This is a genomic window from Paraglaciecola chathamensis S18K6 (assembly GCA_000314955.1).
GTDB lineage: Bacteria > Pseudomonadota > Gammaproteobacteria > Enterobacterales > Alteromonadaceae > Paraglaciecola > Paraglaciecola chathamensis.
The window spans coordinates 46,423-71,408 of record BAEM01000053.1 but is presented as its reverse complement, the minus strand read 5'-3'; the positions used below and the strand labels follow the sequence as shown (position 1 = coordinate 71,408).

Here is a 24,986-nt window from a genome sequence, read left to right as displayed (position 1 = left end):
CGTCCATGAGTAATATAATAAAATTTTTAGAATCCTTGATTTTCAAGAACCGTATCGCTGTTTTATTGGTATTTTTTGCAGCTACCCTTTTCTTAGGTTATCAGTCATCTCAACTGCGTTTAGACGCAGGTTTTACCAAAAACATACCGCTTAATCATGAGTACATGCAGAATTATATGAAGCATGTGAATGATTTTGGCGGGGCCAACAGCATATTGGTTTCTGTGTGTGATACCGATGGTGACATTTTTAATCAAAACTTTTTTGATACCTTAAAAGACGTTCACGATCAGTTATTTTTCATTAACGGTGTTGACCGTTCTTTGGTTAAATCGCTGTTTTCTTCTTCAACCCGTTTTACGGAAATTGTTGAAGGTGGTTTCGCCGGCGGCCCGGTGATCCCAGCTGATTTTAACTCGTCTGAACAAAGAGGCTTAGATAAAGTATCTTCTAATATCGAAAAAGCGGGCATAGTGGGCAGTTTGGTATCTGACGATTATCAATGTGCCATGGTCAATGCCAAATTGCTGGACTTAGACCCTGATACAGGTGAGAAGCTCGATACCCTTGCGCTTGCTGAAGAACTAGAAACCCAACTTCGTGGTAAATTCGAAACAGACGATATTAGTATTCATATTATCGGTTTCGCCAAGATGATTGGCGATGTAGCAGATGGTGCGAAAGACGTATTAGTGTTCTTTGCTATAGCCATCGCCATTACGGCTATATTGGTTTACTTCTTCTGTAAGTCATTGATGCTGACAGTGTTGCCACTTGTGTGTTCGGTTATCGCGGTTATTTGGCAAATGGGTTTGTTGACCTTACTTGGTTTTGGTCTTGATCCTATGTCAATTTTAGTTCCGTTTCTTGTCTTTGCCATTGGTATCAGTCATGGCGTACAGATGATCAACTCAGTTGGTAAAGAAGTGACCAAAGGAAGCACTTCATTTGATGCGGCGAAACTCGCATTTACCACTTTATTAATTCCAGGTGGGGTAGCATTACTGTCTGACACAATTGGCTTTATGACCTTGTTGGTTATTGATATTGGTATCATTCGCGAGCTTGCGATTACAGCAAGTATGGGTGTCGCAGTGATCATTTTAACCAACCTGTTGTTGCTCCCTGTGCTTATGTCATTCGTTAAATTTAGTGATAAATACAAGCAGAAATTTGCTGGTAAAGAAAACCGAGCCGATAAGTTTTGGGATGGAATTGCAGCTTGCTCTAGTCCAAAAGTTGCTATCGTTATTCTTGTCATCACTGCAGGGTTGTTTGGTTTTGGCTGGATGCAAGCCCAGAAAATGAAAATAGGTGATTTACATGCGGGGGCTCCGGCACTGCACGAGTCATCACGTTATAACCAAGACACGTTTTTGATTACCGATAAATATGAAATCAGCACGGATTACATGTCTATCTTGGTAGAAGCTTCGAAAGATGCCTGCACTTCTTATGAAGTGATGAATGCGATTGATGAGCTACAATGGCGCATGTCTAATGTTGAAGGCGTGCAATCTGCGGTCAGTTTAGCCTCTGTCGCCAAAATCATTAACGCAGGCTACAACGAAGGGAATGCTAAATGGCGAGTTCTACCTCGTAATCAGCAAACGTTAGTGCAAGATATCGCCCGTGTGGATACCTCATCAGGCTTGTTAAATGGTGACTGCTCTGTGATGCCTATCATTTTGTTTATGGAAGACCACAAAGCCGAAACGATTAATAGAGTGGTTGATGCGGTAAAAGCGTATCGCGGCGATTTTGAAACGCCTGATTTGCAGTTTAAGCTGGCATCAGGGCCAATTGGTGTAATGGCTGCTCAAAATGAAGCCGTTGAAGCCGCACAAGACCCAATGATGTTGTATGTGTTTGGTGCGGTAATTCTGTTATGCCTACTGAGCTTTAAATCATTACGCGCCACTTTAGCTGTGGTGATCCCTTTGTATGTGGTGTCTGTTTTAGCGCAAGCCTTAATGACGTACTTGCAAATTGGTTTAACGGTTTCCACGTTGCCTGTTATCGCGCTAGGTGTGGGTATCGGTGTTGATTATGGTATTTATATTCTATCAACCATGAATGCCAAGTTAAAAGCGGGTATGGCAGTGCGCCAAGCCTACTTCGAAGCGCTTAAAGAGCGAGGCAGTGCAGTATTATTTACCGGCGCTACTTTAGCGGTAGGCGTGAGCACTTGGGTTTTCTCATCACTTAAATTCCAGATGGACATGGGCATTTTGCTGACGTTTATGTTTGTGGTGAATATGATGGGTGCCATTATTGTGTTACCCGCATTAGCCAGTGTATTTTGGCGAAAGCAAAAATAATTCCGCATAATTATTTAAAATTTTGCATAAAAAAGGCCGTAAGGCCTTTTTTTATGTGCGAAATTCAGATAACTATTTCAATTGTAAATACGGCGTAAATTTAGGGCTTTTAATGGCTCGATATTTTAGCGAGAATAGCGCCATAGAGACGAAAAACTGTATATATGTCAGTCTATTGTCTAGTCTAGTTATTTGTCGTCGACGGTAATGATTCTGTAACAAATTGTTAATCGTCGGTTCAGTACCACTGTTACTTCCATAAAAGTAAGGAATAGGTAAACTCATGACGGTTGCAACACACCAGCATTCAGTTCTGTTAGATAACGTAATTCAGCTTATTGAGAAGAAAGTAGACAAGGGGCAAGTCGACCTTGTTAAGAACTTTTCGCGTATTTTGTTCAATAATATTTCCGCAGAAGATTTAGATAATCGCAATGACAGCGATTTATACGGCGCAACGCTAAGTCTGTGGAATAAGTTTTTAAATTTCGATGCCAGTAAACAAGTTATCCGTGTGTTTAACCCAGAAGTCGGTAAGCACGGTTGGCAATCAACCCACACCATTGTTGAGATACTCGTTCAGGACATGCCATTTTTAGTGGACTCTGTGCGCATGGCGCTCAACCGTGTAGGGGTTACCGCGCATTTATTACTGCACAGCCCGATTACATTACAACGCGATGAAGAGCATAAGTTTTCCGGTTTCGTTGATGGTAAAAAGAACGTCAAAAACGCCACTAAAGAGACGATATTCCTAATAGAAGTTGATCGCCAAACGACCAAAAAAGCGTTAGATGCTCTAGCAACTGAATTGATGTCAGTGGTTAATGAAGTATCGTTGGCGGTTCAAGATTGGCGCGCCATGAGCGACAAGCTTGATTCAATCATCAAAGAGTTTCCAAGCAGACCATCGCCTGCATCAGATGAACAAAAAGCACAAACTGCTAAATTTTTGGCGTGGTTAAACGATCATAACTTCACCATTATGGGTTATCGCTCATACAGCGCTAAGGCAGTAAAAGGCGACTACCGCTGGCTGGCTGATAATGAATCAAGCTTGGGGTTAATGAAAAACTCGGCCAGTGATCGCGAAAGGGTGTTATCAAATATCCCAGGTTCAGCTCGTGAAGAAGCATTGAGTAATCATCCGTTGTTACTGACCAAAACGAATAGTCGCTCTCGGGTGCACCGCCCAGCTTATATGGATTATATCGGTATAAAACGCTTTGATGAGCAGGGCAACGTAGTGGGAGAAGATCGCTTTATCGGGCTTTACTCCGCGTCTTTCTATAATAGTAGTGCCACTCAAATACCTGTTTTGAAGAGTAAAATTGATAGTATTTGCCAAAAGTCTGGGTTTGAAAAAGATTCCCACGGATACAAAGCATTTTTAAATATTCTCGAAACGTATCCTCGTGATGAATTGTTGCAAGGCAGTGAAGATGAACTCGCACAAATCGCGTTAGGCATTTTCCAAATGCAAGAGCGTGGTATTTCACGTTTGTTCGTACGCAAAGACGTATTTGGTCGTTTTATTTCTTGTATGGTCTATGTACCAAGAGAGCGTTACAACACACAGTTACGTAAAGACACCCAAGCATTGCTGCAAAAATCGTTCGATAGCCAAGAAGACGTGGAATTTACCACCTACTTCTCAGAATCTGTATATGCCAGAACGCAATACATTGTCAGAGTGAAAGACAACAATTCGGAATATAACGTGAAGGAAATTGAAAAGAATATCATCGAGCTCACAAAAAGCTGGAACGATAAACTGACCGCTACAATCCGCTCAACTTATGGTGAAGCGGCCGGTAAGGTGCTTGAAAAGAAATATGACGATGCGTTCCCGCCAAGTTATAAAGAGCATAATTTACCCAGCGCAGCCTTAGTTGATTTAGAAAAAATCGAATTGCTCAGTGCTGAACACACACTAGATATGTTGTTTTATCGCCCGCAGGAAGAAGCCAATGACAGTGAAGTGGTTAAGTTAAAACTATTTCACAAGAATGAGCCAATCCATTTATCTGCGGTTTTGCCTATGTTGGAAAACTTCGGACTTCGCGTGATTGACGAGAGTCCTTATCGGGTGAAATCCAGTGATGGGGAAGTCAACTGGATCATGGAATTTTCCATGTTGCACAGCACCAGTAATCGCATGGACTTAGAACGGGCACAGGCACTATTTCAAAACGCATTCGCCAAAGTTTGGTCAAACGAATTGGAAGACGATGCCTTTAACCGCCTAGTGCTTGGCGCTGGATTACCTGGACGAAACGTCACTATTCTTCGAGCTTATGCAAAGTATATGCGCCAAATAGGCAGCTCGTTCAGTAAAGATTATATTGCCAATACGCTTGCGCATTATCCTGATATAGCCAAGATTTTGGTTTCTTTGTTTAATCAACGTTACAACCCGAAAGTACGTCGCTCTAAAAAGCGTGAAGAAACCCTGTTAAGCGAAGTGAAGAAGCACTTAGATAATGTCTCGAACCTGGACGACGATCGGATTATTCGTCGTTATTTGGATTTGATTTTGGCGACTACGCGTACCAATTTCTATCAAAGCGACGCCCAAGGGAATGAAAAGTCTTATGCCTCATTTAAAATGTTGCCTGAGCTTATCCCTGACATGCCGCTGCCTCGTCCGAAATTTGAAATATTTGTGTATTCACCGCGGATTGAAGGTGTGCATCTACGTGGCGGAAAAGTTGCTCGCGGCGGATTGCGTTGGTCTGATCGCCAAGAAGATTTCCGTACTGAAATTTTAGGCTTGGTAAAAGCCCAGCAAGTTAAAAATACCGTGATTGTGCCAGTTGGCGCAAAAGGCGGTTTTGTTTGCAAGAACTTGCCGGTCAACCAAGGTCGTGAAGCGTTCCAAAAAGAAGGTCAGGCCTGCTACAAAATTTTTATTCGTAGTTTATTAGACATCACAGACAATATCGTTGACGGGAAAATTGTTCATCCAAAAGAGGTCGTACGTTTGGATGAAGACGATGCTTACCTTGTAGTGGCCGCGGATAAAGGCACAGCAACCTTTTCTGATATCGCTAACGGCATTTCAGAAGAATTCAATTTCTGGCTAGGTGATGCGTTTGCATCGGGCGGAAGTATAGGTTATGACCATAAGAAAATGGGAATAACGGCGCGCGGTGGCTGGGAGTCTGTTAAACGCCACTTCCGCGAAATGGGCGTGGATTGTCAAACCACTGATTTTACCTGTGTCGCGGTAGGTGATATGGCTGGGGATGTGTTTGGTAATGGTATGCTTTTATCTGAGCACACCAAACTAATCTGTGCGTTTAACCATTTGCACATTTTCTTTGACCCATCGCCTGATATTAAAACGAGTTACGCAGAACGTAAACGCCTATTTGAAAACCCATCTTTAGGTTGGAACGACTACGATAAGTCTTTGATTTCAAAAGGTGGCGATGTATTTAGTCGTGCGTCTAAATCGATTAAATTAACACCTGAGATGAAAAAATGGTTGGGCACTAAGCAACAGTCAATGACGCCTAATGAACTTATTCATAACGTGCTGCAAATGGAAGTCGATTTATTATGGAACGGCGGCATAGGGACGTACGTTAAAAGTAGTAAAGAAAGCCATTCACAAGTGGGTGACAGAGCAAACGATGATACTCGCGTTAATGGCTCGCAAGTGAAAGCAAAAATTATTGGTGAGGGTGGCAACCTTGGGTTAACTCAGCTAGGGCGAATTGAATTCGCTCGTTCTGGCGGCCGAGTGAATACCGACTTTATTGATAATGTGGGTGGTGTAGATTGCTCAGATAATGAAGTAAATATTAAAATTCTACTGAACGCCCTGGTCAGTTCAGGGGATTTAACGCTTAAGCAGCGCAACAACTTACTGTTTGAGATGACAGACGATGTCGGGGATTTGGTGATCCAAGATTGCTACCGTCAGACCGAGTCGATTTCGATAACGCAGTTAAGTGGTGGCAGTCAGCTTAAAGAGCAATTGCGTTTTATTCATAATTTGGAAAAAGAGGGCAACCTTAATCGCGAGATTGAGTTTATCCCAACAGATGATGAAATATCAGACCGCTTAGCGGTATCACAAGGTCTTACTCGCCCTGAATTATCCGTGCTTATCGCGTATGGCAAGATGATGTTGAAGGAAAGATTCAACATTCCTGAGATCACTGATAATCCGTATCACCGTAAATTGCTAATCAGTGCATTCCCTGACGTATTACAAAAACGCTATGCGGAGCAAATGGAGCAGCATCCGCTGCGCAGCGAAATTATTGCCACTAAGTTAACGAACAATCTCATTAACGACATGGGTATGAATTTCGTGTTCCGTATGCAAGAAGAAACTGGCGCCACTATCTGTGAAATTGCAAATGCTTACTGTGTGGTAAAAGGTATTTTCGATATGGATAGTTTGTGGGACGAAGTTGAAGAACTTGACAATAAAGTTTCAGCGCAAACCCAACTCGCTATGTTAGAAAGTATGCGCAGAACGCTCAGACGCGCTTCTCGCTGGTATCTGCGCCATGGCGATAAAACGATGGACATTCAAGAGGCGATTGATAGCTACACATCGACGTTTGCCGATTTATTTAAAAACTTAAACGACTATCTAGTCGCCGAAGAATACAAAGAGCTAGAAGAAAACTGTACTCGTTTGGTCAAAGAGGGCGTACCAAAAGAAATTGCCTATAAGGTGGCAAGTTTAAGCAACTTGTTTCCTTGTTTGGATTTGGCGCAAATTGCTAAAGCCGAAAACCGCAGTATTAAACTGGTGGCCAGTTTGTATTTCCGTTTAGGTTCACGCTTAGAGTTACATTGGTTCCTCGAACAGATCAACAATCAGACTGTATCAAACCACTGGCAGGCGCTTGCTCGAGCATCTTATCGAGAAGAGTTAGATTGGCAACAACGGGCGTTAGCGATTGTTTTACTAACAGGTGCGCCTGAGTGCGATGACGCTCAAGTCATTTTGGGCACATGGATGGAGCATAATCAGGCGTTATTAGAGCGCTGGTATAGTATGATGTCTGAATTCAAAACCAGTAGCACCCACGAATTTGCGAAGTTTTCGGTCGCATTACGTGAATTAATGTTGCTTAGCATTAACGCTAACGCTTAATATTAAACGTAAGGTCTTAATGCCCTGGTACTAACCGGGGCTTTTTTTTGTCTGAGGAAGCCACACGCCATGTATGCCGTTTTACAAAAATTTTTATTCACCCAAGATGCCGAATGGAGCCATGACTTTACGATCAACTGGCTTAAGCGCACCCAACACAACGTATTGAATATGGCGTACAAACAACATATTGAAGACAAGCCAGTGGAGTTTCTTGGCATAACGTTTAAAAACCCCGTGGGATTAGCAGCAGGTTTAGACAAAAACGCAGAGTGTATCGACGCGTTTGCTGCCATGGGCTTTGGCTTTATTGAAGTAGGTACCGTCACGCCTAAACCGCAAGCGGGTAATGATAAACCCCGCATGTTTCGCTTGCCAGCAGGGAAGGCGATCATCAACCGAATGGGATTTAATAACAAAGGCGTTGATTATCTTGTTGAGCAAGTTAAAAAAGCAAAATACACAGGCGTGCTGGGTATTAATATTGGTAAGAACAAAACGACACCAGAAGAAGACGCACTTAACGATTACTTAATTTGTTTGCGTAAGGTCTATGCACACGCAAGTTACGTTACCGTGAACATTTCATCTCCTAATACGCCAGGCTTAAGAAACCTACAATACGGCGAAGCGTTATCTCAGTTGTTAGCAGGTTTGAAGGAAGAGCAGGGTAAGCTTGAACGAGAGCATAACAAGCATGTACCGATATTAATTAAGATCGCACCCGATCTGGAAGATGCAGAACTGAGTTCAATGGTTGATTCATTTTTAAGCATTGGGATCGATGGGGTGATCGCGACTAACACTACCCTCGATCGCGACAGTGTAAAAGGTCAACAGTATGCTGATGAGGCAGGCGGCTTGAGCGGTTCAGTGTTAACACAGAAAAGCCAACGGATCGTAAGCGAATTGTGTCAACAACTCGCAGGTAACGTGCCAGTGATAGGGGTCGGCGGGATTGATTCCCCTGAAGCGGCTAAAGCGCGGATCGAAGCAGGATCACCTCTGATTCAAGTTTATTCTGCGCTGATCTACCAAGGCCCAAAATTGATAAAAGAGATCGTTGACGCGTTATAAGGATCAAAGTGTGATCGTTACTCTTTAGCACAATTAATTATGACGAAAGTGCATGATTTCTAAGCTTTTTATGCTAGTTTCTTTGTAGGATTAGAAATGAATAGGCTACGGAATTATGCTACTTCCGAATACAAATTGGTTTTGGTATACGCACGAAAATGAGTTGCGCCTCGACTTGGGCGATATCCTTACATTTATTGTGCCTTTTGCATTAAAGAACCTTGTTAATCTGCCTACGGAAAAACAATTGTTTAGCCTTGAAGACACAGAGCACTACGTTGCTTTAGCGGAAAGCCTAGATAATAACGGTATCCCATTGACGGAAGGGCAGTTAGTTCAAATCCTATTAAACGCCACTGCCGCCCTAAAATTTCATAAGCCTGTGTGCATGAAAAGCTGGTTGTACAAAGCGCAAAATACCAGCGGGGCGCATTTTCAGCTTGCGATGCTTGAGGCCAGTTTTGACGACAACGCTGAGCTAGGTCAAGTGGTCGTATTAGAACAAGACGATAGCTGCGCCACCTGTATGCTAATTTCAGATGATTTCATGATTAGCGATAGGAAAGCGCTGGCAAAGTTTGAGATTATAAAAGTGATGAACGACCGTCTTATTCCATTTCTAGCGGATATTCCCGAGTACAAACGAGCCTAGTTTTCTTTCTTTCACAATTTCCTGCCGGTTCAGTATCTTATATTAATCAATTGATTTTACGCATTTAATGCGGCATGTCTTTATTTCCCGTATAATCGCGCCCGAAGAATTAACTGAGTTGGTATATGTTTGAATTTTTAGTCACTACGTCCAAAGGGCTCGACGAGTTGCTCGCCCAAGAAATAAAAAAGTTGTGTCCGCAACTGTCGGTAAAAACCAAACCTGGCCAAGTGCTATTTAGCGGTGATATTGAACAAGCATATCGAATTTGCTTGTGGTCACGCCTTGCTAACAGAGTAATGTTAAAGGTTGCCGAAGGGCATGTGGACAGCGCTGATGACGTATATCAAATCACCAGCAGCGTTAACTGGACTTCGCATTTTAAAATCGATAATACCTTTGTTGTTGATTTTGTAGGGGCGAGCCACTGTATCAATAATAGCCAGTTCGGTGCGTTGAAAATCAAAGACGCGGTAGTCGACCAATTCAACGAGTTATTTGAATCACGCCCCTCTGTTAGCAAAATCGAACCGGATATTCGCATACAGGGCAGAATGTGGAGTGACAAGCTGACTGTGTATCTTGATTTGTCAGGTCATAGTTTACATCAGCGTCATTATCGCACCAAAACAGGCTTAGCGCCGGTAAAAGAACACATTGCTTGCGCCATGTTGTATCGCAGTGGCTGGGCGCAAGATACCACTCAACCTTTGCTTGACCCTATGTGCGGCGCTGGCACTATTGCTATCGAAGCAGCATTGATGGCGGCGAATACTGCCCCTGGACTTAAGCGTGAACGCTGGGGCTTCAGCCAATGGTTGCAGCACGATCCCAGTGTGTGGCAAGACCTGATAGCACAAGCCGAGTCCAGTATTGTTCAAGCAAATTGTACTATTTTGGCCAGTGACATTGACCACGGTGTGGTTTCAATCGCCAAAGAAAACGCCGATGCGGCGGGTATCTTCTCAGCAATTACCTTTAATACCATTGACGCGTGCAAAGTCATTCCACCAAAAGGCACCTCAACAGGTTACTTGGTAAGTAATCCCCCTTATGGTGAAAGGCTCAGTGAAATCACCGCTTTGCTCCCATTATTTCAAACTTGGGGCGCAAGCTTGAAAGTCCATTTTAAAGGGTGGAACCTGTCTTTATTGACCTCTAATCGTGATTTATTACGCAGTATGAAAATGTTTGCTAATAAAGAATATAAATTAATGAATGGCAAGCTTGAGTGCCAATTGGTTAATTTCGTGTTAGATGAAAAGAACTGCATTACAAAGGAGGCATCACTTAGTAATAATGACTTTGCTAACCGTTTAACGAAAAACCTTAAACGTCTAAACAAGTGGCTTAAGACCGAGAATACAAATTGTTACCGTATTTATGACGCAGATTTGCCAGAATACAACGTGGCAATCGACCGCTATGGCGATTGGTTAGTGGTTCAAGAATATGCTGCCCCTAAAAACGTGCCTGAAGCTAAAGCCAAAAGACGTTTACATGAAGTCATTGTTGCTTTGCCCCAGGTACTTGATGTTCCTTCCGAAAATATAGTGATGAAGGTTAGAGCGCAACAAAAAGGCAAAAGTCAGTACGAAAAGGTAGCGCAAAAGCAGAAGATGCTAGAAGTATTTGAAAACGGCGCAAAATTCAAATTGAACTTGACGGATTATTTAGACACGGGGCTATTTTTAGATCACCGCATTACCCGTCAGCTTGTTCAACAACGTGCCAAAGACAAAGATGTGTTAAACCTTTTCGCTTATACCGGCAGTGTTTCAGTGCACGCTGCATTAGGTAAAGCGAAATCGGTGACTACAGTTGATATGTCAAACACGTACATTGATTGGGCAAAAGAAAATTTTGCGTTGAATAACCTGAAGGGCGCCTATGAGTTTATTCAAGCGGATTGTTTAACTTGGCTTGAGCGTCATAACAATCAGTATGATTTCATTTTTATTGATCCACCGTCGTTTTCTAATTCAAAACGAATGGATACCACATGGGACGTACAGCGGGATCATTTAACATTGCTAAGCAATGCCGTTAAGTGTTTGCGCCCAGGTGGTGAAATAATGTTTTCGAATAATCTGCGCCAATTTAAATTGGACGAAGAGGGGGTCAGCAAGCTGGGTCTACGTATTCAAAATATCACGCAAAAAACACTGCCTGAAGATTTCAAACGTAACCCTAAAATTCACGGCTGCTGGGTGTTAACGCTTGATGTCTAATGTCGCGTTACTTTTCTATACAGGTAAGAATTGCTGCTTGTGTGACGATGCTCAGGCAATCCTAGATCATGTCGCCCCAGAGGTGGGATACACTAAACTCGACGTTAGAAGTTCAACCGAGTTGTACCACCTTTACGGCGCACGTATTCCAGTACTGAAACGCCAAGACACAGAGCAAGAGCTCGGCTGGCCTTTCGGTGAACAACAATTAAGAGAGTTTTTGTCTTGAGTTTATTACAGCTAAAAAATGCCAGTATTATTTTTGGTCATCCGCCTTTATTAAGTGGCGTTGAGTTAGTGATTCAGCCCGGTGAACGTGTTTGTCTTGTCGGTCGTAATGGATGCGGAAAGTCTACATTACTTAAAATTATTGCCGGCGAATTAAAATTAGATGATGGCCAACGTTTAGTCGGCAACCAGGTGAAAATTTCCCGCCTGCCTCAAGATCCACCGCAAAGTGTGGAATGCAGCTTATTCGATTATGTCGCTGAAGGTATGGCCGAAGTCGGGGAGTTACTCAAAGCTTATTTCCACCAGACTCATGTGATTGCAACGGATTACAGCGAAGCACAAATGGACAAGCTAGAAAAGCTTCAGCAACAACTCGACCATCATAATGCTTGGCAGTTTGAGCAAAAAATCATGCAGGTGTTAACACAACTAAAACTCGACCCTGATCAGCAGTTATCTTCGCTGTCAGGGGGGTGGCGCCGTAAAGCTGCGTTAGCGCGAGCGCTGGCGAATCAGCCTGATATATTATTGCTCGATGAGCCTACCAACCACCTTGATATCAGTATGATCAAATGGCTGGAAAATACGGTTCTTGATTATCAAGGTGCCGTGGTGTTTGTTAGTCACGATAGGGCGTTTATTCGTAACGTTGCCACACGCATTGTAGACCTAGATCGCGGACAATTGGTCAGCTACCCGGGTAACTACCAAGAATATTTAGATAAAAAGGCCCACGATTTAGAAGTGGAAGAAACCCAAAATGCTTTATTTGACAAAAAACTCAGTCAAGAGGAAGCCTGGATACGCCAAGGGGTGAAAGCACGCCGTACGCGTAATGAGGGCCGGGTAAGAGCATTAAAAGCGTTGCGTAACGAGCGCAGTGAACGTCGCGATGTACAAGGCAGAGCGATTGTTACACTTGGGCAAGGGCAGAGTTCAGGCAAAATTATTTTTGAAGCTGAAAATCTGCAATATCAAATTGATGAAAAGAATATCGTCGATAATTTAGATTTAACCGTTTTCAGAGGCGATAAAATAGCGCTGATTGGTCCTAATGGTTGTGGTAAAAGCACCCTAATTAAACTTTTACTTGAGCAACTTGAACCCACTTCGGGCTCAGTGCGCTGTGGTACTAAAATAGATTTAGCCTACTTTGACCAACATCGATCTCAGCTTGATGTATCGCTCAAGGTTATTGATGCTATTGCTGATGGTAAACGTGAAGTTGATATCAACGGTAACAGCAAGCACGTCATAAGCTATCTGCAAGACTATTTGTTCACGCCTGAAAGAGTAAATGTCCCTGTCAGTTCTTTATCTGGGGGAGAAAAAAATCGTCTGTTGTTGGCTAAGCTCATGCTTAAACCGAATAACTTGCTGATTCTCGATGAGCCAACCAATGATTTGGACGTCGAAACCTTAGAGTTACTAGAAGACATTTTAGGAAACTACAAAGGCACACTTATTCTCGTGAGCCATGATAGAGAGTTTGTGGACAATGTCGTGACTTCAAGTTTGTTCTTCGAAGGGGAAGGCCAGATTAAAGAATTCGTGGGCGGTTATGCGGATATTTATCAATGGTACGCGGCAAATGCGGTATCTAAACAAGCGAATAAAACGAAGTCTGAAACTTCTAAGCAAAGTGATAGTCCTAAGACCAAGCCAAAAACTAACTCGACTAAAAAGTTATCTTATAAACAGCAACTTGAACTCGAAAAGTTGCCCATTTCTATCGACAAATTAGAGCAAGAGATAGCTAAGTTACAGTCGCTGATCAGTGATGGAGACTTTTTTAAGCAAGAGAACGACGTAACATCTAAGACATTGGCGCAACTAGCTGATGCCGAGAGCAGCCTTAGTGAGGCATACGCCAGATGGGACGAACTTGAAGCATTAACTGAATAAAACACATAAAAGTAATCAGGATTTTAAATGAATAAAACTAGACTGGCAGTATTCACCCTTTCAGCGTTGACGCTTTCGATAGCCAATGCCGCTCAATACACAGTAGTTGAGCTTGATAGCAATGATAAAGGTTTGAATGTCTTTCCAACGGATATCAATGCTGGCGGCCAAATCGCCCTTAATGTGGCCTCGCCTTATAATCCGCCGCTTGATGAAACGCTGATAAACTTTGAATCTCAGACCTTAATCGATAATTTAACCGATATAGAGGCTGCAAAAGTCGGTAACTTTAATGACGCAGATTACACTTTGCTGTACGCGCTGATTACCGAAAATAGCGAAGGGTTAACAACCCAGCAATTGGCCAGTCGCCAAGCATACGTAGAAACGAATGGAAGCACTCAATTTATTCCTGGTTTTGACGTGTTAGATCCTCAAACCAACGAGTACACCTTTAGCAATGATACTATAGTACGTGGCTTGAACGATGTGGGCACCACGGTGGGAAGCAGTTTTGATGTGTTTTATACATTAGACTACACATTGGAAGACGAGACTGAGTTAACGTTTGTGGTCAATGATTTTTATAATAGAGCATTCGCCACTGTTAATAATACGACAATTGAATTACCCCCAATTGCTGATACTGCAGGGGGCCTAAGTATTGCTTATGATGTAAATAACAACAATCAAGTTGCAGGTTACAGCACGACACTTTTAAATTCGACGTCATTACAAACGTCTGTTGATAATTGTAACGACGACGATGTTCGCGGTGATGAGCCTGTTGAAGTTTGTTTGCGTCGTATTAATTTAGCCGAATCTACCAATGGTGAAAAAGCGCTAGAGTTTAGCTTTCAACGCCGCGGTGTTATTTGGCAGTTAGACAACCAAGGTCAGATAATCAGCACCAAAGCGCTAGGATTGCTATATACGCCTGAAGAAGATGACACTAACAGCTACGAGAGTAAGGCGCTAGCCATCAACGACAACGGTGTTGCTGTTGGTGAGTCACAAGATGAATATCGCGACACAAATATCATTCGTACTTTTGCTGCGGTTTTTGAAGGCGATACGGTCACTGGTATTACGAGTGACGACGAATTCACCTCTAGCACTGCAACAGACATAAATAACAGCGGGTTAGTCATTGGCTCTGGCGTTAAGCAAGTTAATGGTATTTCACGTAGCAAATTCTTTGTACATGACATCAACACTGACGAAACCACGTTTCCTGAAGACTTCTTCTTAGGCTCATCTAGCTTCGCTAATAGTATAAACAATGCTGGAATTGTGGTTGGTAGAGGTGAGGTAGAAACAGGGGTATCTGCAAGAAGAAGTCATGCATTTAGATACGACACCAATACGTCTGAATTCATCAACATGAACGATTTAATTCAGTGTAACTCGGCATATACTTTGGTTAATGCGACCAGTATTAATGATGACGGTGTTGTTGCAGCATCAGCATTAGTGCGAGTACCTTCTAAGAATGTTTTAGGAGAGGTCATTTTAGACAGTAACGGTGATGAAGTGTTGGTTGATAAGATTATCGGCGTTCGCTTAGAGCCCATTGCCGGTGGCACGATAGAAGATTGTGATGTCACCGAGCCTGGAGATGACGAAGAAGGCAATGACAATAATGACTTAGATCGCAAAGGCGCAGGCTTTGGGATACTGTCATTAACGGGCTTGATGTTAATGGCCTTTCGTAGACGCATAAAAGTGTAAAAAAATACACATTCTTTTAGAGCCCGCATCAAGCGGGCTTTTTTATGCCTGTTTGACATTTTTATTACAAAATTGGCTAAATAGCCCGTTGCATATTCGAAATGAGTTTATTGGAATTAAAGTATTTAAATCAATGAATTAGTTGATATTTTTCATTATGTTAAATAATCAATATTGAACCAAAATCCGAGATCAACTATCTCTATACACGTGCTTATTTTAAGCACGATTTCAGATAGCTACGTAATATAGGAAACTCGATTAAATGAAGAGACAAAAGAGAGACAAACTTTCCAGAGCGCATTCAAAAGGGTACAACGCAGGCATATCCGGTAGATCAAAAGAAATATGTCCATTCCAAGCTTCAGAAGCTCGTTCAGAATGGCTAGGAGGGTGGCGAGAGGCCATGGGTGACCGAAACACCGGCCTCAAGCTTTAGATACCACTCTCGTTAATTATAGCCCCTTACGGGGCTTTGTTTTATTCAACGTACAGTGAACGCAATTCTTTTAGAAATTACTGGTATCTTGAAATAAACCGACTTTAAGATCTTTGGCCTGATAAATAACGCGACCATCAACAGACACTTCACCGTCACCAATTCCCATAAACAACTTACGTTTGATAACTCGCTTCATATCAATTTTATAAGTGACTTTCTTCGCCGTAGGCAATATTTGGCCAGAAAATTTCACTTCTCCAACGCCCAGTGCACGCCCTTTACCGGGGCCGCCACACCAACCTAAAAAGAAGCCAACTAATTGCCACATGGCGTCTAATCCTAAGCAACCTGGCATAACGGGATCACCGGGAAAGTGACATGCAAAAAACCATAGATCTGGTGAAATATCGAGTTCCGCGATAATGACACCTTTACCGTGTTCGCCATCTTCTTCAGATATTTTGATAATACGGTCCATCATTAACATATTTGGCGCGGGGAGTTGGCTATTACCTGGGCCAAATAACTCACCTCGACTACAGGCCAATAGCTCTTCTTTTGTAAAACTGCCTTGATTAATTGTCATAGTATTCCGAGTCTAAAATTTGAAAGGACGTAATTTAGCGAACACTTGTACGCTAAACAACTCTGAGCAGTGATTTATTTTACATCTTTGACATAGTAAAGGATGATAACCAGAAAATAATCCTCTTTTTACACGGAAAAAATGACGCCATAATGAAAAACCCGAAAATGGTTGCCAATGCAGAAAAGCAACGAAGATTCAGAGAAAGACAAAAAGAACTGGGTAAACAGCAAGTTCGCGGCTATGTATCGCCTCAAGGTATGGAAAGTTACCAAGAATTATCAGCTAAAACAGGTTGGTCAGACAGTGAACTTTTATCCAATGCGTTACGCATAACCTATGCAGCCTATAAATGCGGCCAAATTAAGTTATTAAATGAATGGTTGAAAGACAACAATAAGTAATGTCTTTAGGGGCTTAAATTAGAAGGCGCACTTAGAAGGCACACTATACTGAGTGATTCAGGATCTTCATTATTGATAAGAGAAAGCGAAACAAACAGCGCTTAAGCCTAGTGTCGGTAAAGCTGACGGTGTAGCTAACATCAGGTTGAACAGATATTTAAGACAGGCAGCATTTTTTGTATTTTTTACCACTGCCACATAAACATATATCATTTCGCTGGGGTCTATGAATTCCACTGTCTTCGAATAACGTACCGCTATCGTAACGCCAAATATTATCTTCAAGATGGAAGGTCGAACGCTCATGCATTTTATACATTTCATCGTTAAAGCGATAATATGCAATGAACTCAACTTGACCTGTGCTGCCGTTTTGATCAACAAGCGCATCAAGTACATCTAAGCGTAGCCACTGCGTTTCGCTGCTACTTTGAATTAAATCATCAAGGGTTAGTGTTTGTCGCTGGGATTGGGTATAGGTATCTAATACGTACTGAAAATGGCCAGAGGCGTAAGCGCTGTATCGAGAGCGCATAAGTTGTTCAGGCGTACTTGGTGTACTTAAACCTTGCAAGTATGGTTGGCAACATTGCGCAAAGTGAAGTTCGCTACCGCAAAAACATAGATGTACATTCATTAATTCAACTGTGCAGTAAATCTATTACTGCTTCCTTTCGCTGCTAATTTTACTGAAGGTGAATGATACACCTTATAACAACGCATTAGCGCAGGAAATTTCAAAACAGCAGCTGTGAATAAAACCGAAGCGCAAATCCACATTATGGTTACATTCACCAATTTAAAAAAGTGAGGTAACAAACCTTAGTTTTTTGGGCTGAGGTTTAACTATCAAGCCAAGGACCTTTAACCACTTCACCGTGTTGATGCGTCGTTACATTGATCAAATTTACATTATGCATAATGCAAAGCTGAGTCAGACGTGCCTGGCTCATTTCGTCTAACACTACATGCTCAACGAATATATTGGCGCACTGCCCACCACTAATTAGCCGTTCCAACCAAATCACTAGTTGTTCCGTTGCGGGCATATTGAGTTTAATACAATGGGAATACGCCTGTTTAAACACAATATTATTAGCAATAAGATAGGACCACTTGGCCTTATCCACATTATTATGGATCGCCTGTAAGCGCTGCTGATTAAAAACCGAAACGCTATCGAAATGACTTGTTTTTGATGCTGAAATTGCGTGTACGCTGGCCATGTGCTTTTACCTGTTTGTTTATACAGTGGTTGCAATAACAATAGTACTGTATAAAAACACATGCAAGTTATTTTTGTATTTTTTGCGTATTATTTAATCTCTTTTTAAATATCCGTTTCAGCTTATCTCGCCTATAAAGCAGTAATAACAAGGTTATCAGCATATATATCAACGGTTCTAGGATGGCAGATTTGACTGACCATAAAAAATGAACCGACACTAACATAACCGCGAGGTACACCCAGTTGTGCAGGGATTGCCACTTTTTTCCTAGGTAGCGCTGGGCTTTTTTTGTTGATGTGAGGGTCAAGGCGAGCAGGATGAGCCAAGCGATTAAGCCGACAGTAATGTAGGGGCGTTTTATTATTTCGCTCAACAATAACGACCAGTCGAGCTGTAAGTCGAATAATATGTAACTAGCGAAATGCGCAAAGGCATACGTAAAACTATACAAACCAATTAACCGGCGTACTCGTATCAACAACCCTTGTTTGAGCACTCGGGCCAATGGTGTAACGAGCAGTGAAAGTAATAATAACTTGAACGCACCTAAGCCGGTAAAATGCAAAAGCGCAGTGACCGGATCGCCCCCTAAGTTATCAGTAAACGCTTGATAAAACGTTAAACATAACGGTGCTAGGGCGGCGACATGTATAATGAGTTTCACCCAGAAAAGATGATTTGGTTTAAGTTTTAATGCAAAGGTATTCGGCATTAGAAGTTTTTTCTTAAATTCATGCCATCGTATAAAGGCGCGACCTCTTCGTAACCATTAAACATCTGCGTATCAATCCTATTTCGTGAAAACAAGCTAGCTCCACTGATACGCCTTTCACTGGCTTGACTCCATCTGGGGTGGTCAACGCTTGGGTTGACGTTGGCATAAAAGCCGTATTCATTTGGAGCAAGTCGGTTCCAACTGGTAGGAGGGCGTTTATCTGTTAAACGGATTCGGGTAATTGATTTGATGCTTTTAAACCCATATTTCCAAGGAACCACCAACCTTATTGGCGCACCGTTTTGTGGTGGAAGTGTTTTTCCGTACAGTCCAACTGATAGCAATGTGAGTGGATGAACAGCCTCGTCAATTCGCAGTCCTTCAACATAGGGGTAATCTATGCCGCCTCCTGCAAATCGATTCTTTTGGCCTGGCATTTGTTTGGGATCATACAGGGTTTCAAACGCCACATATTTTGCTGAGCTTAATGGCTTGGCTTTTTTAATCAATGCGGCCAACGAAAAGCCAATCCAAGGCACCACCATTGACCACGCCTCAACGCAGCGTAAACGATAGATTCTTTCTTCTAGTGGGAATTGTTTGAACAAATCGTCGTAATCGAGAGAGAAGGGGTTTTCTGCCAAACCTTCAACGCTTAGCAGCCAAGGATTAACCTTAAATTGTTGTGCATTTTCAACGGGATCAGATTTTCCTGTACCGAATTCATAAAAATTATTGTGGGTTATAATTTTTTCTTCAGGGGTTAATTTGGTGCTAACTTGTTTGGCGTCAGGCGCATAGTCAAGAGCTTGCGTCTTAAAGGGTTTGTCATCATTCCCGAAAAAGCTTGCTTGAGCTGAGGTGCTGCTAAGCAGCGAAGACGCCCCTACAAAGCCCATAGACTTTATGATATCTCGGCGTCTGTGGTACACGCTTTCGTCGGTGATTTGGTTTTCTTTGGCTGCGCTTGTTTTCGGAACTTTAATTAACATAGTGGCCTTAATTCTTAATTAACCATATTGATTAATACTTAAGACAATGAATTAAGACCAAAAATTTCAATTGTTTTTTATTTGACCGCTAAATGCCAATGCTGTCGGGGCTCGCCCCGCTTTTAGGAATAAACAGGTTACTGTACAAACGAGAGGCAAATTCGTCCGTCATGCCAGCGATGTAGTCGCTAATAACACGCATGCCATTATTGTCGTTTTGCGCCACCAGCCATCGTTGACGCGTGTTTTCGGGCAACAAACGCTCAGGATCTGACGAAAAAGCTTCAAATAACGCCATGACAACTTGTTGTCCTTTGTATTCAAGCAGCTGGATTTCAGGTTTACGGATCACTTGTTTAAATACAAACTGTTTAAAAAGCGCCAATGCTTGCTCATATTCAGCAGGAAAAACCGCGTTATATTTTAATAAATCGTTTTGAAAAGCAGGATCTGTACGCGCGATATCAATATGGGTAATAAAGCTATTGACCAATGCACCGATGGCGTCTTTGCGCTCGTGATGATGCTGACTAAACAATTTTTTGGCTAGCATGGAAATATGCCCTGACAACCAAGTGTCGCTCAGGTCTTCTATTGGTTCGACAATCTGCGCTTCAAACTGTTGCAAGTTCACGATCCCCATGACAATTGCATCTTCTAAGTCATGGATCGCATAAGCAATATCATCTGCAAGCTCCATAATCGAACAATCAAAGGATTTGAATTTTGTTTTATGCTGTCGCTGTTCAGACGTACTCGCGACGATATGGCAAAATAACTCCCGGTCGTCTTGTGAAAGTGGCTCAATTAGCCAGTTAAACATGTTTCTGTCGCATTCGTACAAGCCTTTGGGGGGAACCCAATCAGACGCCTTGATATTTCGATGAGACAGGGCAAGCTGATTCATCTGTGCTGCAGGTTTTAGGTTGCTCAACGAAGGAATAAAATTAGGATACTTTACAAGGCCGAGCAAAGTGCGGCGACTCAAGTTCATACCATGGGAAGGGGTGTAAGGTTCTAGTTTGGTCACAATCCTAAACGTTTGCCCGTTGCCCTCAAAACCACCGTGATCGCGCATCATATAATGTAACGCAATTTCTCCGCCGTGACCAAAAGGAGGGTGACCAATGTCATGGGCCAAACACAAGCCTTCTATCAAGGTATCGTTTAAATTTAACCCCTGTGTTAGCTCAGGGTGTTTACGGCGAAGTTGTGCTGCTATTCCTTGACCAATTTGTGATGCTTCTAATGAGTGGGTTAGGCGGGTTCGATAGAAATCACTCATACCCACGCCTAATACTTGTGTTTTAGCTTGTAAACGTCTAAACGCCGCAGAATGTAGGATGCGTGCTTTATCACGCTGAAAAGGTGAGCGGTGATCGCCATCGCGCTGAATTTGTTGTGAAAAGTGTCGCGCTGACCACATCTTACTGTGCTGCATTTTACTATTTACCTTTTACTTATGGGCTAACTGATATTCCCTTGCCGGTTGCTGCCCAATATATACCACCATATATGTGCTGTAAAAACGCATTGTCTTGATAGGCAATGGACTTATGGCCCAATGCGGTATAAAACGCACGTCCACCGTCAAAATCGTGATACCAAGCAACAGGATGGAATGCGCCCATGCCTTTCCCGATATTATCATTCCACTTGGTGTCAGGGTTAAACGTACGCTCGTCAACTGAGAGTAAATAGGTTAAATCGTCCACTTTCGCGGAGCTGAATTCATACCATTCGTCTGTCCACAAGACGGAATCTGGAAAGTACTCAAGACCAGGAAAATCTCTTGAAATTACATCAAGTTGCGCACTTTGAATCTGAGGGTGAATTTTAAATACGTGGCCTACAAGCTGTGTATACCAAGGCCAGTTCTTTTCAGTATCAGATGCGCTGTGGATCCCCACGAACCCTTTTCCTGATTGAATGTAACGTTGCAGGGCATTTTGTTGCTCATTATTTAAGATGTCGCCAGAGGTTAACAGAAAAACAATCGCGTCGTATTTCTGTAAATTTTCATCATTTATTAACCCGGCACCCTCTTGCCAGTCAACGTTAAAATGATGCTTATCACCTAGTTTCTCAATGGCTTGAACAGCACCATTAATTGACTTGTGATGCCATCCAGCCGTTTTAGTGAAGAGCAACACATTAAATTGACTTGAATAAGCCAAAGAAGAGTAAATTAAAATAACACTGGCGATCACTAATTTGCTGAATTGTCTGATTAAAACTTGTGGGCAAGGGTGCATAAATACTGTCCATTTTTAAGTTGACCCAACATAGTAATCATTTATCAATAAAAAACTATTCAGTTTATTCTTTTTACCGCTAATTTATTTATTTTATATGTGATCTTTATGGGCAAAACCTTGTGTGCAAAATGCTACAAACTCATCATTTTCTAATTGTGTCAGACAGAGCATGGCGTAATAAGTTTAAAGTGAGTGCTCTTGACGTCGCTTAGTGTTAGTAATGGCCCATCTATCAACAGTTTACCCAACACTATTTATCACCAAACCACGACGTTTTCGTATTAGGAATAACCCGAAGGTCCCTCTAATACCCCCAAGCGATACGGTTAAAGCTATTTCGCATTGAATGCGCTAATTCAAGTTGAAACTAGCGGTTTGGGTTGTGTAAAAAATTACCGGCTCGCGAAAATATTGCCTGAATAAAGTGTGCAATTAGTGCTCAAAGTGCTGGCACTCGCCTAGGATCATGGTCGGATGAGCTCTACAGTCTTTGTAAACCTTGGTGTGGGCGGTCGTTTAATTTGCGCAAAGCATATCTGGCAAACTAACTGCACGCTCTAATGTTTTTTATTCTGTCATATCGCGGGAATGTCTTAATGGAAAATGAAATGGTTTCTCAAGATGGTGGTAAACCGATTGTTTTAATAACGGGAGCGTCTGGCAATATAGGAACACATATTTGTCGTCAACTTAATCCAAACTACACCACAATTGGATTAGATAGAGACGAATGTGAGTGCTCCGATGAAAGTTATATTTGCGATCTAACGTCGGATGATTCGATTGAGTTAGCCATGTATAAAATTCGAGAGAAACATGGAAACCACATCGCTGCAGTCGTGCACTTAGCTGCGTATTTCGATTTCACAGGTAAGCCTAACCCGTTATATGAAGAAGTTAACATTAAGGGGACTGAGCGCCTTTTAAGTGCTCTGAACGATTTTGACGTCAAACGGTTTATTTATTCTTCCACTATGTTGGTACATAAGGCTGGCGTGCCAGGGCAAAAAGTGGATGAAGATACACCCGTAGAGCCCGCGTGGGAATATCCCAAATCGAAAGCCGGCGCGGAAACGGTCATTATAGAAAACGACGATGACATACCCTATACCATATTGCGCCTTGCGGGTTTGTACGACGATGAAACGGCAGTACCTACGTTATCTCAACAAATCGCTAGAGTGTATGAACGGGATATGAAGAGTCACGTTTATGCAGGTGACCTAATGGCTGGTCAGTCATTTATACATCAAGAAGATATGATAGATGTGTTTGAAAAAGTCATAGAGCGTCGTGAATCACTGCCCAAAGAACATATATTGCTTGCAGGTGAAGAAGACGTGATGAGCTATCAAGCGTTACAAAATAGGATCGGCAGCTTATTATTCGGCGAGACACAGTGGAGTACCATCAATGTACCCGACGTTGTTGCGAAAGCCGGCGCTTGGATGCAAGTTAAAAGCGAGCCAGTGGTGCCTGATGCGATTGATCAGGGGGAAAAACCATTCATTAAACCCTTTATGATCGATTTGGCTTCGCAACATTACCATCTTGATATTTCCCGCGCCAAAGAACAGCTCGATTGGCAGCCTAAACATAACATTTACGACAAACTAGCCACGTTAACGAACAACTTAACGTCTGATCCGTCCGCTTGGTATAAAAATAATGGGATTACTCGACCCGACTGGATAAAAATGAGTCGAGAAAAGGAGAAAAATTCGCATACGGTACGAAAACAGTATGAAAAACATTACCGCGCTGAGCATCAACGTTTTTTGTGGGCTCACTTTTTGAATATAGGTCTGGCTTTTTGGTTATTGAGCGCACCGTCAATTTTAGGCTACGAGTCACAAGCCATGAGTGTCAGTAACTATGTAAGCGCAATTGGGTTAATGTTTTTTTCCTGTTTGTCCCTTTCTTGGCGGATGGGCTGGGCCCGTTGGGGAGCCGGGTTGGTTGGTTTTTGGCTATTGTGTGCTCCGCTTGTGTTTTGGGCACCTAGCGCCGCAGGGTATTTAAATGACACGTTAGTGGGTATGTTGATACTTGGCTTTGCAGTGTGTTCTCGACCGACACCTGGGGTGGCGAACGTCGCTGCAGAAACAGGTCCAGCCATACCGACAGGATGGGATTTTAACCCATCAGGCTGGTTGCAGCGGTTGCCCGTTATTGTTTTAGCCTTTGTCGGTTTTTTTATTTCACGTTATCTATGTGCTTACCAACTCGGTCACATTGATGCTATCTGGGACCCATTTTTTACTGGGATTGCCTCTGATCCTCAAAATGGTACTGAGGAAATTATCACGTCCTCTTTTTCACAAGCATGGCCTGTTCCGGATGCTGGTCTTGGGGCAATGACTTATGCACTTGAAATTATCACTGGGATAATGGGCTCTACGCGGCGATGGCGAACTATGCCGTGGTTAGTGATGCTGTTCGGTATCATGATAGTGCCACTGGGGGCTATTTCAATCTTCTTTATCATTATTCAGCCCATCTTATTAGGGACTTGGTGCACCCTGTGTTTGATTGCAGCCGCCGCCATGTTAATTCAGATCCCGTATTCTTTGGATGAACTTGTAGCGACATCAGAGTTTTTATATCGCCGTAAAAAGCAAGGTAGGCCGCTTCTGCGGATTTTGTTCACCGGGGATACCGATGAAGGAAGTGCTGAAAAAACAGAGCACTCTGAATTCGAACGACCAGTGGGCGCCATAATAAAAGACTTAGTGGGTGGGGGCGTAACCTTTCCGCCCAGTTTAGTTTTATGCTTGCCCATTGGTTTATGGCTTATGTTTACCCGAATGACCCTAGGGGCAGAAGGTGAGATGGCTAACGCTGATCATCTCATTGGTGCCCTAGTCATCACGGTGGTCGTCATTGCGCTAGCCGAAACGGGTCGAGCAGTGAGGTTTGCACTTATTCCGTTAGGAGCTGCATTATTCATAACACCTTTTGTGTACGGTGTTGATGGTATTAGCATTGCGTCTAGTTTTATCTGCGCAGCCTTACTTATTGCATTGAGTTTACCGAAAGGAAAAATGCACAATCGATATGGGCTGTGGGACAAAGCGATCATTTAACGCC

General features: G+C 42.6%; 18 protein-coding genes. 11 read left to right on the top strand and 7 right to left on the bottom strand.

Translation table 11 applies throughout. From position 1 onward, the window contains the following. Positions 1-5: 5 nt before the first annotated feature. From GCHA_RS18995 to rmf, 9 genes are all read left to right on the top strand, one after another. Positions 6-2,321: an efflux RND transporter permease subunit gene (locus GCHA_RS18995; RefSeq protein WP_007991222.1), complete on the top strand. Its 2,316-nt coding sequence runs from the start codon at positions 6-8 to the stop codon at positions 2,319-2,321. A 283-nt stretch (positions 2,322-2,604) separates the two neighbouring features. After that, positions 2,605-7,443: an NAD-glutamate dehydrogenase gene (locus tag GCHA_RS18990; RefSeq protein WP_007991221.1), complete on the top strand. Its 4,839-nt coding sequence runs from the start codon at positions 2,605-2,607 to the stop codon at positions 7,441-7,443. A 69-nt stretch (positions 7,444-7,512) separates the two neighbouring features. After that, complete coding sequence (gene pyrD, locus GCHA_RS18985) at positions 7,513-8,520, top strand: quinone-dependent dihydroorotate dehydrogenase (RefSeq protein ID WP_007991220.1); 1,008 nt, start codon at positions 7,513-7,515, stop codon at positions 8,518-8,520. A gap of 115 nt (positions 8,521-8,635) precedes the next feature. Then, positions 8,636-9,172, top strand: a complete 537-nt coding sequence (locus GCHA_RS18980) for a cell division protein ZapC domain-containing protein (RefSeq protein WP_039992832.1) — start codon at positions 8,636-8,638, stop codon at positions 9,170-9,172. 125 nt (positions 9,173-9,297) lie between these two features. Then, the gene (gene rlmKL / locus GCHA_RS18975; RefSeq protein ID WP_007991218.1) at positions 9,298-11,403 is read left to right on the top strand and encodes a bifunctional 23S rRNA (guanine(2069)-N(7))-methyltransferase RlmK/23S rRNA (guanine(2445)-N(2))-methyltransferase RlmL; all 2,106 of its coding nucleotides are present in this window, start codon (positions 9,298-9,300) and stop codon (positions 11,401-11,403) included. Next, entirely contained in the window at positions 11,396-11,632 is a 237-nt protein-coding gene (locus GCHA_RS18970; RefSeq protein WP_007991217.1) for a glutaredoxin family protein, read from the top strand. Before rlmKL ends, GCHA_RS18970 begins: the two co-directional genes overlap by 8 nt. Beyond that, positions 11,629-13,539, top strand: coding sequence for an ATP-binding cassette ATPase Uup (gene uup, locus GCHA_RS18965; RefSeq protein WP_007991216.1), 1,911 nt, complete (start codon positions 11,629-11,631; stop codon positions 13,537-13,539). The genes GCHA_RS18970 and uup overlap by 4 nt, the downstream gene beginning before the upstream one ends. A 27-nt stretch (positions 13,540-13,566) precedes the next feature. After that, entirely contained in the window at positions 13,567-15,270 is a 1,704-nt protein-coding gene (locus GCHA_RS18960) for a DUF3466 family protein (protein WP_007991215.1), read from the top strand. A 265-nt stretch (positions 15,271-15,535) separates the two neighbouring features. Then, positions 15,536-15,709 (top strand): ribosome modulation factor, encoded by a 174-nt coding sequence (gene rmf / locus GCHA_RS18955; protein ID WP_013753831.1) that lies wholly within the window; start codon positions 15,536-15,538, stop codon positions 15,707-15,709. 70 nt (positions 15,710-15,779) lie between these two features. On the opposite strand, the gene fabA is transcribed toward rmf, so the two are convergent. Further along, positions 15,780-16,298, bottom strand: coding sequence for a bifunctional 3-hydroxydecanoyl-ACP dehydratase/trans-2-decenoyl-ACP isomerase (gene fabA / locus GCHA_RS18950; RefSeq protein ID WP_007991214.1), 519 nt, complete (start codon positions 16,296-16,298; stop codon positions 15,780-15,782). 152 nt (positions 16,299-16,450) lie between these two features. Here fabA and GCHA_RS18945 point away from each other — a divergent pair, with 152 nt between their 5' ends. Next, positions 16,451-16,702, top strand: a complete 252-nt coding sequence (locus tag GCHA_RS18945) for a RepB family protein (RefSeq protein WP_013753830.1) — start codon at positions 16,451-16,453, stop codon at positions 16,700-16,702. Positions 16,703-16,859: 157 nt separating this feature from the next. Here the strand turns inward: GCHA_RS18945 and GCHA_RS18940 are convergent, their stop codons facing one another. From GCHA_RS18940 to GCHA_RS18915, 6 genes are all read right to left on the bottom strand, one after another. Then, complete coding sequence (locus GCHA_RS18940) at positions 16,860-17,339, bottom strand: YchJ family protein (RefSeq protein WP_039992829.1); 480 nt, start codon at positions 17,337-17,339, stop codon at positions 16,860-16,862. Positions 17,340-17,544: 205 nt separating this feature from the next. Then, positions 17,545-17,928, bottom strand: coding sequence for a hypothetical protein (locus GCHA_RS18935; protein ID WP_007991208.1), 384 nt, complete (start codon positions 17,926-17,928; stop codon positions 17,545-17,547). A gap of 67 nt (positions 17,929-17,995) precedes the next feature. Next, positions 17,996-18,643, bottom strand: coding sequence for a protein-methionine-sulfoxide reductase heme-binding subunit MsrQ (gene msrQ / locus GCHA_RS18930; protein WP_007991206.1), 648 nt, complete (start codon positions 18,641-18,643; stop codon positions 17,996-17,998). Then, positions 18,643-19,638 (bottom strand): protein-methionine-sulfoxide reductase catalytic subunit MsrP, encoded by a 996-nt coding sequence (gene msrP, locus GCHA_RS18925; RefSeq protein ID WP_007991204.1) that lies wholly within the window; start codon positions 19,636-19,638, stop codon positions 18,643-18,645. The genes msrQ and msrP overlap by 1 nt, the downstream gene beginning before the upstream one ends. An 88-nt stretch (positions 19,639-19,726) precedes the next feature. Further along, positions 19,727-21,079 carry an anti-phage deoxyguanosine triphosphatase gene (locus tag GCHA_RS18920; RefSeq protein ID WP_007991202.1) on the bottom strand — a complete coding sequence of 451 codons (1,353 nt, stop codon included), beginning with the start codon at positions 21,077-21,079 and terminating at the stop codon, positions 19,727-19,729. 19 nt (positions 21,080-21,098) lie between these two features. After that, positions 21,099-21,893: a ThuA domain-containing protein gene (locus GCHA_RS18915; RefSeq protein WP_007991200.1), complete on the bottom strand. Its 795-nt coding sequence runs from the start codon at positions 21,891-21,893 to the stop codon at positions 21,099-21,101. 599 nt (positions 21,894-22,492) lie between these two features. Here GCHA_RS18915 and GCHA_RS18910 point away from each other — a divergent pair. Further along, positions 22,493-24,982, top strand: a complete 2,490-nt coding sequence (locus GCHA_RS18910; RefSeq protein ID WP_007991198.1) for an NAD-dependent epimerase/dehydratase family protein — start codon at positions 22,493-22,495, stop codon at positions 24,980-24,982. Positions 24,983-24,986 lie beyond the last annotated feature (4 nt).

Excerpts from the sequence above, each read along its gene's own strand:
- GCHA_RS18910 (WP_007991198.1), top strand. The coding sequence starts at position 22,493 with ATGGAAAATGAAATGGTTTCTCAAGATGGTGGTAAACCGATTGTTTTA.
- rlmKL (WP_007991218.1), top strand. The coding sequence starts at position 9,298 with ATGTTTGAATTTTTAGTCACTACGTCCAAAGGGCTCGACGAGTTGCTC.
- GCHA_RS18960 (WP_007991215.1), top strand. The coding sequence starts at position 13,567 with ATGAATAAAACTAGACTGGCAGTATTCACCCTTTCAGCGTTGACGCTT.
- pyrD (WP_007991220.1), top strand. The coding sequence starts at position 7,513 with ATGTATGCCGTTTTACAAAAATTTTTATTCACCCAAGATGCCGAATGG.
- rmf (WP_013753831.1), top strand. The coding sequence starts at position 15,536 with ATGAAGAGACAAAAGAGAGACAAACTTTCCAGAGCGCATTCAAAAGGG.
- fabA (WP_007991214.1), bottom strand. The coding sequence starts at position 16,298 with ATGACAATTAATCAAGGCAGTTTTACAAAAGAAGAGCTATTGGCCTGT.
- GCHA_RS18995 (WP_007991222.1), top strand. The coding sequence starts at position 6 with ATGAGTAATATAATAAAATTTTTAGAATCCTTGATTTTCAAGAACCGT.
- GCHA_RS18980 (WP_039992832.1), top strand. The coding sequence starts at position 8,636 with ATGCTACTTCCGAATACAAATTGGTTTTGGTATACGCACGAAAATGAG.
- GCHA_RS18945 (WP_013753830.1), top strand. The coding sequence starts at position 16,451 with ATGAAAAACCCGAAAATGGTTGCCAATGCAGAAAAGCAACGAAGATTC.
- GCHA_RS18935 (WP_007991208.1), bottom strand. The coding sequence starts at position 17,928 with ATGGCCAGCGTACACGCAATTTCAGCATCAAAAACAAGTCATTTCGAT.
- GCHA_RS18970 (WP_007991217.1), top strand. The coding sequence starts at position 11,396 with ATGTCTAATGTCGCGTTACTTTTCTATACAGGTAAGAATTGCTGCTTG.
- msrP (WP_007991204.1), bottom strand. The coding sequence starts at position 19,638 with ATGTTAATTAAAGTTCCGAAAACAAGCGCAGCCAAAGAAAACCAAATC.
- GCHA_RS18915 (WP_007991200.1), bottom strand. The coding sequence starts at position 21,893 with ATGCACCCTTGCCCACAAGTTTTAATCAGACAATTCAGCAAATTAGTG.
- GCHA_RS18920 (WP_007991202.1), bottom strand. The coding sequence starts at position 21,079 with ATGCAGCACAGTAAGATGTGGTCAGCGCGACACTTTTCACAACAAATT.
- msrQ (WP_007991206.1), bottom strand. The coding sequence starts at position 18,643 with ATGCCGAATACCTTTGCATTAAAACTTAAACCAAATCATCTTTTCTGG.
- GCHA_RS18990 (WP_007991221.1), top strand. The coding sequence starts at position 2,605 with ATGACGGTTGCAACACACCAGCATTCAGTTCTGTTAGATAACGTAATT.
- GCHA_RS18940 (WP_039992829.1), bottom strand. The coding sequence starts at position 17,339 with ATGAATGTACATCTATGTTTTTGCGGTAGCGAACTTCACTTTGCGCAA.